Source organism: Paucibacter sp. Y2R2-4, assembly GCF_025717535.1.
In the GTDB taxonomy this organism is placed as follows: domain Bacteria; phylum Pseudomonadota; class Gammaproteobacteria; order Burkholderiales; family Burkholderiaceae_C; genus Paucibacter_A.
On record NZ_JAJIRO010000004.1, the window covers coordinates 425,378 to 441,242 of the forward strand.

11 protein-coding genes are annotated in these 15,865 nt (G+C 62.1%); 6 read left to right on the top strand and 5 right to left on the bottom strand.

Annotated features, from left to right (window positions below; translation table 11 throughout):
- Nucleotides 1-109: 109 nt before the first annotated feature.
- Nucleotides 110-3,235 (bottom strand): TonB-dependent receptor, encoded by a 3,126-nt coding sequence (locus tag LNV06_RS17030; RefSeq protein WP_263539490.1) that lies wholly within the window; start codon nt 3,233-3,235, stop codon nt 110-112.
- Between the two features lie 557 nt (nt 3,236-3,792).
- On the opposite strand from LNV06_RS17030, the gene LNV06_RS17035 reads away from it, so the two are divergent.
- Entirely contained in the window at nt 3,793-4,794 is a 1,002-nt protein-coding gene (locus tag LNV06_RS17035) for an ROK family protein (RefSeq protein WP_263539491.1), read from the top strand.
- 8 nt (nt 4,795-4,802) lie between these two features.
- Entirely contained in the window at nt 4,803-5,537 is a 735-nt protein-coding gene (locus LNV06_RS17040) for a copper homeostasis protein CutC (protein WP_263539492.1), read from the top strand.
- 76 nt (nt 5,538-5,613) lie between these two features.
- Here LNV06_RS17040 and LNV06_RS17045 read toward each other — a convergent pair whose 3' ends face one another.
- Nucleotides 5,614-6,171 (bottom strand): single-stranded DNA-binding protein, encoded by a 558-nt coding sequence (locus LNV06_RS17045; protein WP_263539493.1) that lies wholly within the window; start codon nt 6,169-6,171, stop codon nt 5,614-5,616.
- Between the two features lie 192 nt (nt 6,172-6,363).
- On the opposite strand from LNV06_RS17045, the gene LNV06_RS17050 reads away from it, so the two are divergent.
- From LNV06_RS17050 to LNV06_RS17060, 3 genes are read left to right on the top strand one after another with little or no spacing between them, the layout of a single operon-like run.
- Entirely contained in the window at nt 6,364-7,485 is a 1,122-nt protein-coding gene (locus LNV06_RS17050) for a sensor histidine kinase (protein ID WP_263539494.1), read from the top strand.
- On the top strand, nt 7,482-8,261 hold the full coding sequence (locus tag LNV06_RS17055; RefSeq protein ID WP_263539495.1) for a LytR/AlgR family response regulator transcription factor: 780 nt from the start codon (nt 7,482-7,484) through the stop codon (nt 8,259-8,261). Before LNV06_RS17050 ends, LNV06_RS17055 begins: the two co-directional genes overlap by 4 nt.
- The gene (locus LNV06_RS17060) at nt 8,258-9,046 is read left to right on the top strand and encodes a head GIN domain-containing protein (RefSeq protein WP_263539496.1); all 789 of its coding nucleotides are present in this window, start codon (nt 8,258-8,260) and stop codon (nt 9,044-9,046) included. The genes LNV06_RS17055 and LNV06_RS17060 overlap by 4 nt, the downstream gene beginning before the upstream one ends.
- A gap of 137 nt (nt 9,047-9,183) precedes the next feature.
- Here the strand turns inward: LNV06_RS17060 and LNV06_RS17065 are convergent, their stop codons facing one another.
- Together LNV06_RS17065 and LNV06_RS17070 are read right to left on the bottom strand one after the other, a co-directional pair.
- A complete protein-coding gene (locus LNV06_RS17065; RefSeq protein WP_263539497.1) occupies nt 9,184-9,876 on the bottom strand; it encodes a PEP-CTERM sorting domain-containing protein in 693 nt (230 codons plus the stop codon).
- An 89-nt stretch (nt 9,877-9,965) separates the two neighbouring features.
- Nucleotides 9,966-12,161: a PhoX family protein gene (locus tag LNV06_RS17070; RefSeq protein ID WP_263539498.1), complete on the bottom strand. Its 2,196-nt coding sequence runs from the start codon at nt 12,159-12,161 to the stop codon at nt 9,966-9,968.
- A 292-nt stretch (nt 12,162-12,453) separates the two neighbouring features.
- Here LNV06_RS17070 and recQ point away from each other — a divergent pair, with 292 nt between their 5' ends.
- Nucleotides 12,454-14,322, top strand: a complete 1,869-nt coding sequence (gene recQ, locus LNV06_RS17075; protein ID WP_263539499.1) for a DNA helicase RecQ — start codon at nt 12,454-12,456, stop codon at nt 14,320-14,322.
- Here recQ and LNV06_RS17080 read toward each other — a convergent pair.
- Nucleotides 14,319-15,860 (bottom strand): DUF1501 domain-containing protein, encoded by a 1,542-nt coding sequence (locus tag LNV06_RS17080; protein WP_263539500.1) that lies wholly within the window; start codon nt 15,858-15,860, stop codon nt 14,319-14,321. The genes recQ and LNV06_RS17080 overlap by 4 nt on opposite strands.
- Between the last annotated feature and the right edge of the window lie 5 nt (nt 15,861-15,865).

Sequence of the window (15,865 nt, forward strand, 5' to 3'; positions counted from 1 at the left end):
ACAGTTCCTGAGCTTACAAACAGATAAGACAAGTGGGCAGAGCCAAGTCTCACGACCAGCCGCTGCCCATCCATGCTCCCCAAGTCGAGCGCTTGGGGAGATTTGTCGATCAGAACTTGTACGACAGGCCCGTATACAGAACACGGCCGCTGTAATAGTTGCCGACGAGGCGGGCCGTGGTGTCATTGCCCAAGTGCTGCCGGCTCTCAGCCTTGGTCAAGTTCAGTACCGACGCTGTCAACGATAGATGGTCTGTGAAGTTATAGGCAGCGTTCAAATCGACCTGCGCATAAGGATCTGAGTAAACGGTCATTCCACTGGACAGACCGTTGACCACTTCTCCTCGGTGGTTGTAAGAGGCGCGCAGCAACAGATCTTTGGTTTCGTAGAACACCGTCAAATTGGCCTGAGTCTTGGCACTACCGGTCAACGGCGACTCACCCAACTGCTGACCGTTGAGGTCGATGGCAGCCTTGTTGGTCTTGTTGTAGGTGTAGTTTGCTTGGAAACCGAGGCCCGAGCTGAAAGTGTGTTGTGCGTACAGTTCAATGCCCTGCGACACAGCGTTGCGGCCTGCGGCAGTGGTTTGAAAACCCTGAACGATCGCACCTTGTCCATTGATCACCTGCGGTTGGTCAACCACCACCGGCACAGCGAAGTTCGCCACGTTCTTGCGGAAAAGCGCGCCGCCCAAGACAGACCCGCGATGGAAGTACCACTCCAGGCCAAGATCGAACTGGGTGGCTCTGAACGGTTCCAGGTTCTTGTTGCTACCTGAACCTGACCAACCCGGAATGCAGCCCCCACCCGCCAACTGAGATTCCTGGGCATATTGTGTGGAGCAATAAGTCAGATCGCCGGGGGAAGCAATATCGCCGTACGAAGGCCGAGCGATTACCTTAGACGCGGCGCCGCGCAAAACCAGATTATTGGAAAGGTCATAAGCCACATTGAGGCTGGGCAAGACGTCGGTGTAGCTTCGGTCCACCGACGTGACCGCATAGGTTTCGACGTTCAGGTCATCCTTCACATAGCCGCCTTGGCAGCCTTTACCTGGAACTGGTGAATTGTTCGGATCAGAGCACGGGACGAGGCTGCCGGACGGATCGCGGTAAAGGAAGTGCCGCTTGTCGTGGACCTTATCGGTCGAATCCGCATGCTGCTTTGTTTGCACCAGCCTCAGACCGACGTTGCCTCGTAAACGGTCTGTCGAAAAATTAGCCTGGAAATAGCCAGCCCAAATTTTCTCGCCAACGTTGTACACATAGTTCGGCTCGATGCGCGTTCGCATGCTGCCGTAGGTCTTGTTCAAGTAGTCGAGATAGGCCTGCTCATTGATCTCCGGAAATGTATTTGCCGAGAAGCCGCCTGGGATATTGGTGGTTGGCTGAGACTGGAAGTAAGCCGCTTGGCCGACTCCGCTATCGCATGATTGGAACTTGCTGCTGTCGTAATCGACGAAATTCGGACAGGCCCAGAAGTTGTTTCCAGTGTGACGATGCACACCGCCATCACGATATTTCAGGCCAAACTGCAAGTTGTCCAACCAGTCAATGGTGAGCTTCTTGGTGAAATCAACCTGCGCGTAGTTTTGCCAAGTCTCATTCGCTGTAAATGAGGAGTTGGTACCTCCTAGATCAACCTCAGAGATGCCATTCATGAGGTTCTGCTGCAGTTGCGGCGAGAAGGTTGCTGACGGCCGGCCCGTCAAATCCCAAGTGCTATCGGTGTTGCCGACGCCCGGCACCCCATTACGGAAGCTTCGCGGATTGATTTGGATATTGAACGCCAGCGGCGAATCAGCCTTGGCCTGTGTACGTCCAATCTTGAAGTCGGCATCGATGAAATCGCTGCGCCACTCACCAGCGAAGTCGAAAGTCTGCGACTTGACGGTTTGATGGTGAATGTCAGCGTAAAACGAGGGCGTCTGCATGACGCAATCGGTCTCACCCCAGCCTGTGGGCGGGTTGACTCCGGCCGCCGCTGCATCTGCATTGGAGCAGATGGGCTTGTTCCTTTGCAGTTGCTGGCCTGTCACGATGGTTCCACTGGGATCAAAGGTAAAACCCTTGAGGTGCCGACCGGTCTTCGCGGAAGCCGGGCTGTCCCAATCCCAAACATGCATATCCCACTCAGCGATCTTCGCTTGGTGAAGGAAGTAATCATCCTTCAGACCGAAATTGAAGTAGTTGGCTGTCAGCGTCAAGTTGTCCGTTGCCTTGAGCTGCGCGGTCAGCTGCGCACCTGTGCGCTCCTTTTGCTGGTCGTAATCGCGAAACCCTACGGCTGTCGGCATCCAGAAGCCCGAGTAGTGCTGCCCGGTTTGCGTCGTCATTCCGTTGGTGCAGCAACCTCCCCACCAGGCTCCTGAACCTGAGGGCAGTGCGTGACCATTGACATCCACCGGCTTATTCACCAGACCGCCATTGGAGTTCTTGTCGCTCCACCAAGCAAAGTTCTCCGTGGAGACCCCCAGGCTGCGATCCTGACGCTTCTGATAGGTCACGCCTCCAAGGAGCCCGAAACGTTTGTCTTCACTGCGCCATGAATACATGCCGGACAGTTGTGGATCAAATCGTTGCGTGGTATCGGACCAAGTGCCCTCGACGTTGCCAAAGGCGCTACCCGAGGGCATATCCAGTGGTCGGCGAGTGTGCAAGATCACAGTGCCGCCAACGCCACCCTCATCCAGACGCGCTTCCGAAGACTTGTACAACTCAGCTTTGCCAAGCATGCTGGCGGGAAGCAGCGCATAGTTGAATGAGCGAGAAGGGTCACTGTTAGCCTCGCCCGAAGCGATGAAGTTGCCGTTCAACTGGGTCAAGGTGAGTTCGGGTGACAAACCCCGAACACTGACACTCTTGCCTTCGCTACCAGGCCGTCCACCACTGCTTTCGCGGGAGATCACCACACCCGGCACACGTTGAAGTGCATCGGCAACGTTTTTGTCAGGGAACTTCCCAATGTCTTCAGCCGTGATCACCTCGATAACCGAGTTGGCATCGCGCTTCTGGGCCAAACTCTTCTCAATGGAGGAGCGGTAGCCGGTCACAACCACGGTTTCAAGTTGGCTGGCATCCGTCTTGGCCTCGGCCTTGCTGTCTGCCTTGTTCTCAGCCGGCGCTGTTTGCGCATGGGCGGCACTCAGCGCCAAGAGCGTGGCACCCACCGCTGCGGCGATGGGGGTTGTGGACCAACGTTGCTGTCGTGAAGCGAGAGAGGTTCTTGTCATCATCTTCTGTCTCCTGTTCGCACCCAAGAAGGGGCTTTGTTCGGTAGTAGCAGGGATGCCACAGGACTCGATGTATCGAGTCCTCCGGACCATCCAACTTGAAGCGCCATGCAAATCTCAGCAACTCAAACCGCCCGGATCCGGCAGCTCGGTTTTGTTTGTCGCCCCAAGGCGCGTGGTCCGCGATTCGGGGATTACCCTAGGTATTTACTAAACAAACAAAACAGCGTTTAAAACCGCTGGGCATTGCATTTCACCCAGGTAAATTTATACAAAGGATGATTAAGACCTTCAACAAACTTTCATTTTTTGGCCGCAGTTTAGTTTTGTTTAGTAAACCAGAATGCGGCGGGCTTGCGACACTTGGCAGGCGCCATGCTCAAACCCTAGACTCCGCGCAAGAGCAAGCCCTAGACTGCGCGCCACGCGGGCCTAGCGAGCATTTCAGCTGCTGTATTCAGCGCTTGTTAGGCGGAACAAAATCGACTCGAGTTTGTTTAGCAAAACACTAAATGAGTTCTCAGACCGCGAGTTGCAGCAAACCTCACGAGGCCTTTCCCATGTCCCCAATTTCCCTTGCCGCAAGCAAAGCCAAAACCCAGCTCAACTCCATGCCCAATACCCCAGGCGATGTGCTGCTGGCTGATATTGGAGGCTCGCATATCAGGCTGGGACGACTGCGTCAGGGGCAAGGGTCAGAGCCGACTTGCGAACTGATTGCCACCCTGCCCACGCCCACCCAGGATTGGTCGCTGTTCAGCACGGCCTTGTGCGAGACCGTGCGCCCATTCATGAAGTCCGCATCCGCTTTGTCCATCTCAATCGCCGGCCTGGTGGCGCCTGAAACCGGACAAGTCACCGCCGCCAACATCCCCTGCCTGGCCTCGCGGCCTCTGGCCCAGGAACTGCAGGCTCTATTGGGCCTGCCAGTGATCGTCACCAATGACGCCGATTGCGCCGCCTTGGCCGAGGCCAGGGTCGGCGTCGGGCGGGGCCACGACGTGGTGTTTTGCGCCATCCTGGGCACCGGGGTCGGAGGTGGATTGGTGGTCAACGAGCGCCTGGTGCGCGGCGCCGGCGGCCTCACCGGGGAATGGGGCCATGGCCCCGTCGTGAACGAGGCGCTCTTGCGAACCGGCGACGGCCGCAGTGTGACCTTGCCCCGATTCGCATGTGGATGCGGCTTGAGCGGCTGCGTCGATACCGTGGGCGGCGCGCGCGGCTTGGAGCGGCTGCACAGCTTTTTGCATCAAACGAAATTGAACAGCCGGCAAATCCTAGAAGCCTGGTTGGACGCCGAGCCCACGGCTGTAGCGACGGTGCAGGCCTATATCGAGCTGGTGTCGGGGCCGCTGGCCTTGGTCGTCAATGTCACTGGGGCCAGCGTGGTGCCCGTCTGCGGCGGCCTGAGCCGCTGTGCTGAGCTGATCACGGTCTTGGATGTGGCGGTGCGCAAGCAAATTCTGCGCAAAGGCGATCAAGCCCTGCTCGTGCCCAGCCAGCTGAATGACCAAGCCGGATTGATCGGCGCGGCCTATGCGGCCGAAGCCTTCTTCCAATGAGCCAAACCATGCGATTGCTTGATGTGTTGCTCGAAGTTTGTGTGGACGATGTCGCGGGCATGGAGGCCGCCGTCGAAGGCGGCGCCGACCGCATCGAGCTCTGTAGCAGCCTGGACCTGGGCGGCCTCACGCCCTCGGCCGGGCTGATGCGGGAGGCCGCCAAGCTGCCCATCCCGGTGCATGCGCTGATTCGCCCGCGCGCTGGAGGCTTTGTCTACGGCGCGGCCGAAGAGCGGGTCATGCGCCGAGATATTGAGCAAGCCGCCGAACAAGGTCTGGCCGGCCTGGCCATCGGCGCGATGAACCCTGAGGGCCGCTTGGATCTGCCCCTGCTGCGGCGCTTGATTCAAGCCGCGCCTGGGCTGCAACTGACCCTGCACCGCGCTTTTGACTTGGTGCGTGAGCCGCAAGCGGCCTTGGAGGAAGCCATCTCGCTGGGCTTTCACCGTATTCTCAGTTCGGGCGGAGCGCTGACCGCGCCGGCCGGCACCGCGCAACTCGCCGCCCTGGTCGCACAAAGCCATGGCCGCATCCAAATCCTGGCCGGCAGCGGCATCCAGGCCGAGAACGTGCAAGCCTTGCTCAGCGCCAGCAACGTGCCGGAGATTCATGCCTCCTGCCGCGCGCCGGCCCTTGCCGCCACCCCCGAATTGCTGGCCTTTGGCTTTGCCGCCCCCAGCGCCCGCGCCACCTCGGCCGCCTTGGTGCGGGCCTTGAAGGAGCAGCTGCTGGCGCACCCTTGAGTTGCGCAGCAGGCAAGAAAAAGGCCCGTCGCCTTGGGGCTACGGGCCTGATGTTGCGGGATCTGAATAGATCCGGTTAAAAGGGGATGTCGTCATCCATATCGTCAAAGCCGGTCGCCGACTTCGGCGCTGGCGCCGGGCGAGCTGCCGGTGGGCGCGCTGCGGGTGGGCGAGCTGCCGGAGCACGGGCCGGAGCGCTGTACTCGTCGTCGCCGCCACCATAGCCACCACCGCCGCCGCCACGGGCTTCACCACGGCCACCGCCGTAGCCGCCACCGCCGCCGCCTTCGTCACCGCTGTCGCGGCCGCCGAGCAGCTGCATTTCGGTGGCGATGATTTCAGTCGTGTAGACCTCTTTGCCTTCTTTGTCGGTCCACTTGCGGGTGCGCAGGCGTCCTTCGACATAGAGCGGGCGGCCCTTCTTGCAGTATTGGCCGACGATTTCAGCCAGCTTGTCATTGAAGACCACGCGGTGCCATTCGGTCTCTTCCTGCTTCTCGCCGGACTCGCGGTTCTTCCAGCTGCGGGTGGTGGCCAGGCTGAGGGTGCAAAACGCCACGCCGCTGGGGTTGTAGCGCAGCTCGGGGTCGCGCCCCAAATTGCCGATGAGAATGACTTTATTGACCGAGGCCATGATGGGGCTTTCCGCTGACTGTCTGAAGATTCCGACCCAGGATTATGCCGCCAGCGCTCTCACTCACGGTCCAAGGGCTTGCCCGATGCCGCCCAAACCCCTCCACACCCCAAGCCCGCAGATCAAACCCCGCTTCCCGCACTTAGGCGCCTGCTTGGGCATTCGAGGCGCGGCCTTGCCTAAGATGCCGCCATGGATCAGAGAATTGTCAGCAATGCCCAGGACAAGCCCAGCCCGCCGCAACGGCGTTTTTGGCTCGCCTATGCCGGCATCTGCCTGCTGACCTGGTCGCTCTACGTCCTGGCCGGCACCGATTACCAGCGCGGCCCCTGGCTGCTGTGGTCGGCGGTGTACGAGGCCACGCTGACGCTGTGGGCGCCGATGTTGCTGGGCACCCTGGTCTGGCCCTGGATGGGCTGGCTGCATCGCCAAGAGCTCGGCATCAAAGGCCAATTGGCCGTGCACGGCCTGGCGGGCCTGCTGTTCAGCGCCTGCTGGCTGGGCGCTGATGTGGCGCTGGCCGGCCTGCTGTTCGGCACCGCACATGCACGGGCCACGCTGGAGCAGGCGGCCGCTTGGCGCTTGCTGACCGGCTTGTTCGTCTATGTGCCCCTGGCGACGGGCTTTGCTGCCGTGCTGAACGCCCGCCAAGCGCGCGCCAGCGCCATCGCCGCTGCCCAGGCCGAGAGCGCGCTGGCACGGGCCGAGCTGGCGGCCATCAGCGGCAAGCTGAATCCGCATTTTTTGTTCAATACCCTGAACTCGCTGATCGCCCTGACCCGCAAGGACGCCAAAGCCGCCGAGCAGGCCTTGATGCGCTTTTCAGACATGCTGCGCTATGTGCTGGCCAGCAAGCGCAGCAGCGCCGACCGGGTGAGCTTGCGAGAAGAACTCGACTTTGTGCGCGACTATCTGGCCCTGGAGTCACTGCGCTTGGGCGCGCGCCTGCAGCTGAGCTGGGACATCGCCGAGGACACCCTCGACGACGAACTGCCGCCGCTGACCCTGCAGCCCTTGGTGGAGAACAGCATTGTTCACGGCATCGCCCCGCGCCTGCAGGGCGGCACCATCAGCATCAGCGCCCGCCGCGATGCCTTGTCCCAAGACTTGAACCTGAGCGTGCACGATGACGGCGGCGGCTGCGACCCGCTCAGCCTGGAAGGGCCGCCAACCGAAGCCAAGCTCGGCGGCATTGGCCTGGGCGCGCTGCGGCGCCGCTTCAAGCTGGACTACGAAGGCCGCGCACGCCTGCACATTCATACCGCCCCCGGCGCCGGCTTTCGCGTCGATTTGAGAATTCCGCAAACGCTATGAACCACAGCAACACCCGCATCAGCACCCTGATCGCCGAAGACGAACCCTTGGCCAGCGAAGCCCTGGCCGAATGGGTCAAGCAGCAGCCGCAGCTGGAGCTGGTGGCCTGCTGCGCCGACGGCATCAGCGCCCTGGCCGAAATCCGCCGCCTGCAGCCGGCCTTGGTCTTCATGGACATTCAGATGCCAGGCCTGACCGGCTTGCAAGTCTTGCGCGCGCTGGCCGATGCCAATGAGCTGGAAGGCCAGGCCCAGCCGCGCGTCATTTTCACCACCGCTTACGACGAACATGCACTGACCGCGTTTGAGTTGCATGCAGCCGACTATCTGCTCAAGCCCTTCTCGCAAGAGCGTTTCAATGAGGCGGTGGAACATGCTTTGCGCTCACTGCCGTCCAGCCCCGGCCTGGGCTCCTCGCTGGAAGCGGCCTCGGCCATGAGCGACACCACGCCGCTGACTCGCATCTTGGTGCGCGACCAGGGCAAGATCTTCCCGCTGCAGGTGGACGCGATCGAGTACCTGCGCTCTGACATCAAGTACACCGCCGTTGCCAGCGCCGGCAAGCAGTTCTTGGTGCGCCTACCGATCGCCGCCTTTGAGCAGCGCCTGGATTCGCAGCGCTTTCTGAAGCTGCAGCGCAGCTGCATCGTCAACCTGGACTATGTGGTCTCGATGACGCCGGACGAAAACTCGCAGCTGATTGTGCAGATGCAAGACGGCAGCCGCTTCACCGCCAATCGTGAAGTTTCGAAGATGTTGAGGGAGCAATCGATATGAGTCTGCTAGCGAGTTTGCGTGCTGTCGCCCTGGGCCTGGTGTCCGCCGGGCTGGCAAGCCCGGGCTGGTCGCAGACGCCGACGGCGCCTGCAACGCCCACAGCGCCAGCAACGGGCGAAGGCCGCACCTACAGCTCACGCCCCTTTGAGCGGGTGGAGTTGGCGGGCTCGGCCAATGTGCGGCTGTTTCAAGGCGATCGCGACCAGGTCTTTGTGCTCGGCGATGCCGAAGCGCAAAAAGCCATCGAGCTCGATTTCAGCGGCGACCGACTGCAAATTCGCTCAGTGGACGGTTGGAAGATGTGGCGCAGCCAAAAGCCCATGGTCGACGTGACCCTGCGCAAGCTCTCGCAACTGAGTCTGTCGGGGGCGGGTGATCTGTACGCACCGGGCACGATGCGCACCGAGCACTTGCAGATCAGCATCTCGGGCGCTGGCGCGGCCCGCTTTGACGATTTGGTGTGCGATCGCCTGTCCTTTGGCATCTCGGGCGCCGGTGAAGGTCGCTTCAGCGGCCAGGCCAATGAAATGAACCTGCGCATCTCGGGCAAGGGCCGCTTGCAAGCCGAAAACCTGCAGACCGCCAAAGCCAGCATCAGCATCAGCGGCATCGGCGGCGCCGAGGTCTGGGCCACCGAGATTTTGAAGTTGAGCGTCTCAGGCTTTGGCCAAATTGACTACTGGGGGCATCCGGAAGTCAGCCGCAATCAAAGCGGCATCGCCAAGATCAATGCCCGTGGCGACAAGGCCATCCCCGCTCGCGGCGCGCCTATCGCTCAGCCGTGAGCTTGGCGATTTACTGACCCCGGTCAGTTCCATTGCACGCTCGGTTTGCGCCTAGAAAAAGCCCGCGCGACAGCGTCGCACGGGCTTCTGCAAGCTGTTCTTGAACCAGCCAGCGGGCCGCAAGGGCCCGCCAACGATCAGGCGCGGCGACGCTTGGCCACGGCGGCCAGCAAGCCCAGACCCAGGGCCATCAGCGCATAGCTCTCTGGCTCAGGCACAGCAGTCGTGAAGCTCAGATTGTCCAAAGACACATTGCCGCCAGTCACGCTGAAAGCGTAGATGTCAGCCGCATCGCGCTTGAAGCCCAGAAACTGGCCTTCGTTATAGCTGTCGAACGGGGTGCTGATGCTGTAGTTGAAGCTCTCCAGCAAAGCGCCGTTTTGGCCATAGGCGCTCAAGGTGATGCTGTTGGCAGCGCCTTCAGCACGGTACTGGTTCAAATAGGCGCCAATGCCGTCAACGCCCTGGTTGAAGTCAAAACGCAGGCCTTCGCTGGCGGTCGCCACGAAGTTGCCGCTGCCGGTGGGCGTGTCCACCAGACCATCGATGGGGTTGCCGCGAGCGCCCCACAGGCCGTTTTCACCCAGGTCACGGTTGTTGGCGCCCAGCTCCGTGCTGAAGCCGGAGGTCAGCAACACCGAGCTGCCGGTCTCCACCAGACCGACTTCGACCGGATCCGGCAAGAACAGGCCTTCCAGGCTGTTGAAGGTGACACGCTTGGCGGCGGCGAAGCCAGCGTCCGAATCCACCGAAGCTGCCTGGGCAGCGCCTTGAGCCATCAGGCCCACCAAAGTTGCGGCCACCAGGGCCAGGGTCTTTTGTTTGAACATGGTCTTACTCCAGATTTCGTTGATCTTGGCCGTGTCGATACGAGGGTCAGGTCTTGCCTCAAGTCCTGACCCCGCGGCCTCGCGGTGATTTAGCTGCCGATGATGCCGCCGTCGTCTTTGGTGATCACGACCACGCTTGAGCGCGGGCGACCAAAAGGCAAGGAAGTGACGCCATCGGACTCCACGCCCCACTGATTGGCGGGCCACTTGGAGATCTTCTCGGGGTTGGAGGCAGGCGAGCCTTCGCCCGGGTGCTGCACACCCACCCACATCGTCTTACCGTCCGGGCTCATGGCGATGCCGGTGACTTCGCAACCATTCGGCGAGGTCAGGAAGCGGCGCGCCATGCCGGTGTTGGGGTCGGCACAGACCATGCAGTTGGCGCCGAGGTTCTTCCAGTCACCGGACGCATCACCGATCTGGTCGGTCTGCACCCAGAGGCGGCCAAAGTGGTCGAACCACAGGCCGTCCGGTGCACCGAAGTCGGCGCTGCCGAAGGGGTCGGCCACGATATTGCCCTTGTAGTTATTGGTGGGCTTGGGTGCCTTGGTGGTCTTGGTGTCACCGGCTTGCAGGAACAAGTTCCAAGTGAAGCTGGTGGCCTTGACGGTGTCGGCATCTTCTTGCCAACGGATGATGTGGCCGTAGATATTGTCTTCGCGCGGGTTGGCTGCGTCGACCGGCGGGCGGGCCGAACCCGCGGCGGTGGAACCATCCGCCTTGTTGGACGAGGGCGCGTTGGTACCGCGGCGGTTGTTATTGGTCAGCGTGCAGTAGATCTCGATCTTGTTGAAACCGCCGATGCGTGGGCGAGCACCGGTCCACTCGGGGCGGTCCATCATGGTGGCGCCCACAGCGTCGGCGGCCATGCGGGTCTTGATCAGGATCTTGGCCAGAACTTCGGCGTCATCAGCGCCGGCGAAATTCGGGTTGTCACGCAAAGCCAGGCCATCGACACCGATGGTGCCGGGCAACAAAGCAATCCACTGGCCGCTCAGGTCAGCCGCGAACTTGGCAACGTACAAGGTACCGGCATCCAGCAAGTCGCGATTGGCGGCGCGATTGGTGGAGCTGTACTTGCCGGCGCTGACGAATTTGTAGATGTACTCGTTGCGCTCATCGTCGCCCATATAGACGGCCAGATGGCCTGCGGCGTCGACCACGTATTGGGCGCTCTCGTGCTTGATGCGGCCCAGGGCGGTGCGCTTGACCGGCACGCTCTTCGGATCGTAGGGGTCCACTTCCACCACCCAACCGAACAGATTCGACTCGTTCGGGTTGACGGCCAAGTCGAAGCGCGGGTCTTGGGTATGCCACTTGTAGTCGAAACCGGCAGCCGTAAAGCCATAGCGGTTGAAGAGCTTGCCGGCTTCGCCCGAAGTTGCAGAAGGCAGAGCAGCAGTCGAACCAAAGTTGCCGTTGAAGTTTTCTTCGCAGGTCAGGTAAGTGCCCCAAGGCGTCACACCATTGGCGCAGTTATTGATGGTGCCGTAAGCGGTGAACCCATCAGTTTGCTTGCCGGTGGGGAAGCTGCCGTTCTCGGTGATGGTGTATTCATTGGCCTTCATCAAGGCATGGCCGGCGGCCGGGCCGGAGATGCGGGTCTTGGTGTTGGCGGTCAGGCGGCGGCCATAGGGCGAAGTCTTGACCACGGCCCATTTGCCATTGCGGCGGCGGGCTTCGAGGATGGACACGCCATGGGCGGCCTGCGACTTGCGCACCGAAGCGATCGAAGCGCCGGCCACGCCAGAAGGCGTCAGGATTTCTTCGTGCGTGTACTCGTTGTTGATGGCCAGAATGCCGCGGTCCGAGGTCGGCTTGCCGTCAGCGCCGGTGAAAGGGAAGAAGGCCATGCCGTCGTTGTGGGCGCCAAACTGCTTGGCCTGCTCAGCGGCGGTGTTGCTGGCGTCGGAAGCGAAAGGCACGCCACCGGGCATGATCGCGTCGCCCCAAGCCACGAAGAGCTCGGCGGTGTAGCCGGTCGGCACGGTGATCTTGTCGGCCACGGCGGAAGCTGCGGGCGCCGTGGCGATGGACACGCTGGCCGGCACGCTTTCAAAACCGATGCCTGGGAAGCCCAGGCCTGCAGGCACCGGTGCTGCTTGCACGGTACCGACCAGACCCGACAGGGTCAGACCACCGGCGGCCGCCAGAGCGGTGGAGCCGACCGAACCCTTGATGAAGGTGCGGCGGCTCGCGTCGATGCCGTCAATGATGTCGTAAATGGATGCGTTGCCGGACGGGTTGATCGTCTCGTCATTGCGGGGATGTTTGATGCCCTTCATGCCTGACTCCTGAGTGTTTGAGGGGATGTGCCTGAGAATTTGTGGCCGCTTGACGACCGCAATTCGCAATTTGCCCAGCCCCAAAGTCGGAGACGTGACATCGAAATTAATAGAACATGAACAAGCTGGCCTCGCCGCGCGATATGACTTGCAAGGGAGCAATTGACATCGAATCCCTGGTCCGAAAGGCGCATGACCCAGCCAGCCTCAGAGGCCCTGATGCGAAAGCAAGGGCGAGCAGAAAGAACGCCTGACGCAGACCGGGTACGATTGCGCGCCCTTTCCCATCCGCATGAGCTCTCATCCCGCCGTCCCCATCCAGATCCTGCAAGAGGTGTTCGGCTACCCCGCGTTCCGCGGTGCCCAAGCCGACATCGTTGACCATGTGGTGGCCGCTGGCGACGCTCTGGTGCTGATGCCCACCGGCGGCGGCAAGAGCCTCTGCTACCAGATCCCCGCGATTGCCCGCCACCGCACCGGCCAGGGCGTGACCGTGGTGGTCAGCCCCTTGATCGCGCTGATGCACGACCAGGTCGGCGCGCTGGAAGAAGCCGGCGTGCATGCCGCCTTTTTGAACTCCACGCTGAGCAGCGATCAGGCCAGCCATGTGGAGCGCGAGATGATGGGCGGCCGCCTGGTGATGCTTTACGCCGCGCCCGAGCGCATCACCAACCCGCGCTTTCTGGCCCAGTTGGACTCGCTGTATGAACGCGGCTTGTTGAGCCTATTCGCCATCGACGAAGCGCATTGCGTCAGCCAATGGGGGCATGATTTCCGCAGCGAATACCTGGCCCTGTCGCTGCTGCACGAGCGCTACCCCGAGGTGCCGCGCATCGCGCTCACCGCCACCGCCGATGAGCTGACCCGCGCCGACATCATCGAGCGCCTGCGCCTGGAAGAAGCGCGCATTTTCATCAGCAGCTTTGACCGGCCCAACATCCGCTACGCCATTGTCGAAAAAGACAAGCCGCGCGAGCAGCTCTTGCGCTTCATTCAAGACGAGCATGCCGACGACGCCGGCGTCGTCTATTGCCAGAGCCGCAAAAAGGTTGAAGAAACCGCCGCCTGGCTGGAGGCCGAGGGCATCAAAGCCCTGCCCTATCACGCCGGCCTGGACGCCGCCGTGCGCCAGCGCCACCAAGACCGCTTCTTGCGCGAAGACAGCATCGTGATGGTGGCCACCATTGCCTTCGGCATGGGCATCGACAAACCCGATGTGCGCTTCGTCGCCCACTTGGACCTGCCCAAAAACATCGAGAGCTACTACCAAGAAACCGGCCGTGCCGGCCGCGACGGTGCAGCGGCCGACGCCTGGATGACTTACGGCCTGGCCGATGTGGTGAACCAACGCCGCATGATCGACGAAAGCCCGGCCGGCGAAGAGTTCAAGAAAGGCCAGCGCGGCAAGCTCGATGCGCTCTTGGCTCTGGCCGAAGCGACCGACTGCCGGCGCGTGCGGCTGCTCAGTTACTTCGGCGAAATGAGCACCGCATGTGGGAACTGTGACAACTGCCTGGTGCCCCCGGCGACCTGGGACGGCACCGATGCCGCGCGCAAGCTACTCAGCTGCATCTACCGCTTTCATCAAAACGGCGGCCAGCGTTTTGGCGCCGGCCATTTGATCGATGTGCTGCGCGGCAAGGTCACTGACAAGGTCACGCAATACGGTCACCAAACGCTCAGCACCTGGGCCATCGGTGCTGACCTGCCGGAGACGCAATGGCGCGCGGTGCTGCGGCAGCTGATCGCGCTCGGCCATGTCTTCACTGAGGGCGAGTACCAAACCCTGGCCTTGGCGGACAGCGCCCGCTCGGTGCTGAAGGGCGAAGTGCAACTGCTGCTGCGCGTGCCCAGCGTGGCGCCCAAGAAGGGCAAGCTCTCGCGTGGCGGCAGCAAGCCCGGCGGCTCGGGCCGCAGTACGGCGCCGGTGGATCTGGACGAGGCCGCTCAGGCCCGCTTCGAGCAACTCAAGGCCTGGCGCGCTGAGGTCGCCAAGGAGCATGGCCTGCCGGCCTATGTGATCTTCCAGAACGTGACGCTGGCCGAAATGGCCCGCCAACAGCCGCAGTCCCTCGATGAACTGGGCCAGATCAGCGGCGTGGGGGCCAAGAAGCTGGAAGCCTATGGCGCGGAGATCCTGCGCGTCTTGGATGACGCTTAGGCCATAAAGCCCAGGTCCCGCTTGCTGGCATCAAAGTTCTTCAGATTCGGGAAGATGTCGGCCAGCTGACCCTCGCTGACGCCCATCCAGCGACCCAGCGTGGCGCCGAGTTGCTCCACCGAAGTCTCGGGCAGCAGGCTGCCGTTGCCGAGCTGATTCGGGCTGCTGTCGAAGTCATTGTTCTTGCTGTTCTTCACCCCGACGACCGGGAAGTTGCCATAGAACTCGCGGCCCTTGACGGCGCCACCCATGACGAAGTGATGGCTACCCCAACCGTGGTCGGTGCCATCGCCATTGCTGGTGAAGGTGCGGCCAAAGTCACTGGCGGTGAAGGTGGTGACGTTGTTGCGCAAGCCCATGGCGCTCAAGGTGTTGTCAAAGTAAGCCAAGGCATGCGAAAGCTTGGCCATCAGGTCGGCCTGGGCGCGGTTCTGCCCGTCATGGGTGTCAAAGCCGCCCATGCTGACAAAGAAGACTTGCCGCCCGGCGCCCAGCGCGCTGCGCGCGCCCATGGTGCGCGCCACCACTTGCAGCTGCTGCGCCAGGTTGTTGTTTGATTTGCCGCCGGTCAGCGGGTTGTCGTACTGCAAGAGCGGATCGGCCGCGCCATTGGCCAGGCCCGGCGTGCCGTAAGGCGCGACGTTGACGGCCGGCATCGCGCTGGCGATCAAGGCTTCGGCGGTCAAAGAGCGGCTCACCACGGCCGCATGGTCACGGCCGATCACATCGCTATTGCGGCCGCCGCGCATCACATTGCGCATGCGGTCGAAGGCGGTGGTGGAGCCGAACAAGCTGGTGTCCGTTCCGCCAATGCGGATCGCGCCGCGCGTGCTGATCTGGTACTGCAAGGCCTGCTGGCCGCTCAAAAACACCGCATTGCCGCCGGCCGAAATGGCGCTGAAGATGGGCTGGGTATTGCCCGCCATCAGCAGGTCGGCAAAGCGACCGCCCCAACCGACGGTGGCGCCTTCCGGCGTCAAGGACTGCCAGGTGGACTGCTGGTCGTTGTGCGAATACAGACCGGCCGGCCGGGCGAAGCTGGCGATCTTCAGGTCGGCCTTGGTGCTGGGGCGCACCAGCGGGCCGATATTGGGCAGTACGGCCAAGCGGCCGGCGGCGAAGAGATCGCGCACTCCGGTCATGCACGGGTGCAGGCCGAAAGTGCGGCCCTGGTTGCTGATCGGGCTGATGGGCAGCACGCCGCCCAGGCGCTCGGGCGAGCCTGCTCCGGCCCCCATCTGCGGAGCCGTGCCCGGCGCCAGCAAGGCGATCGACTCGGGCGCCTGATTGCGCACCTGGCTGTAGGCCGACCAAGAGGCAGCATCGGTGGGCAGCACCATATTGAAGGCGTCATTGCCACCAAACAAAAAGACGCAGACCAGGGCCTTGTAGTCCCCGGTGGTTTGCGCGTTAGCACTGCCGAGCGCGGCCAGATTCAGGGCCATAGGCGCGGCCGCGCCCAGGCCGGCAAAGCCCGCGGCCTGTCGCAAGAAAGCACGCCGCGAAGCCGGGGAATTGAAAACGTTCTTTGTGCTCATGGCGC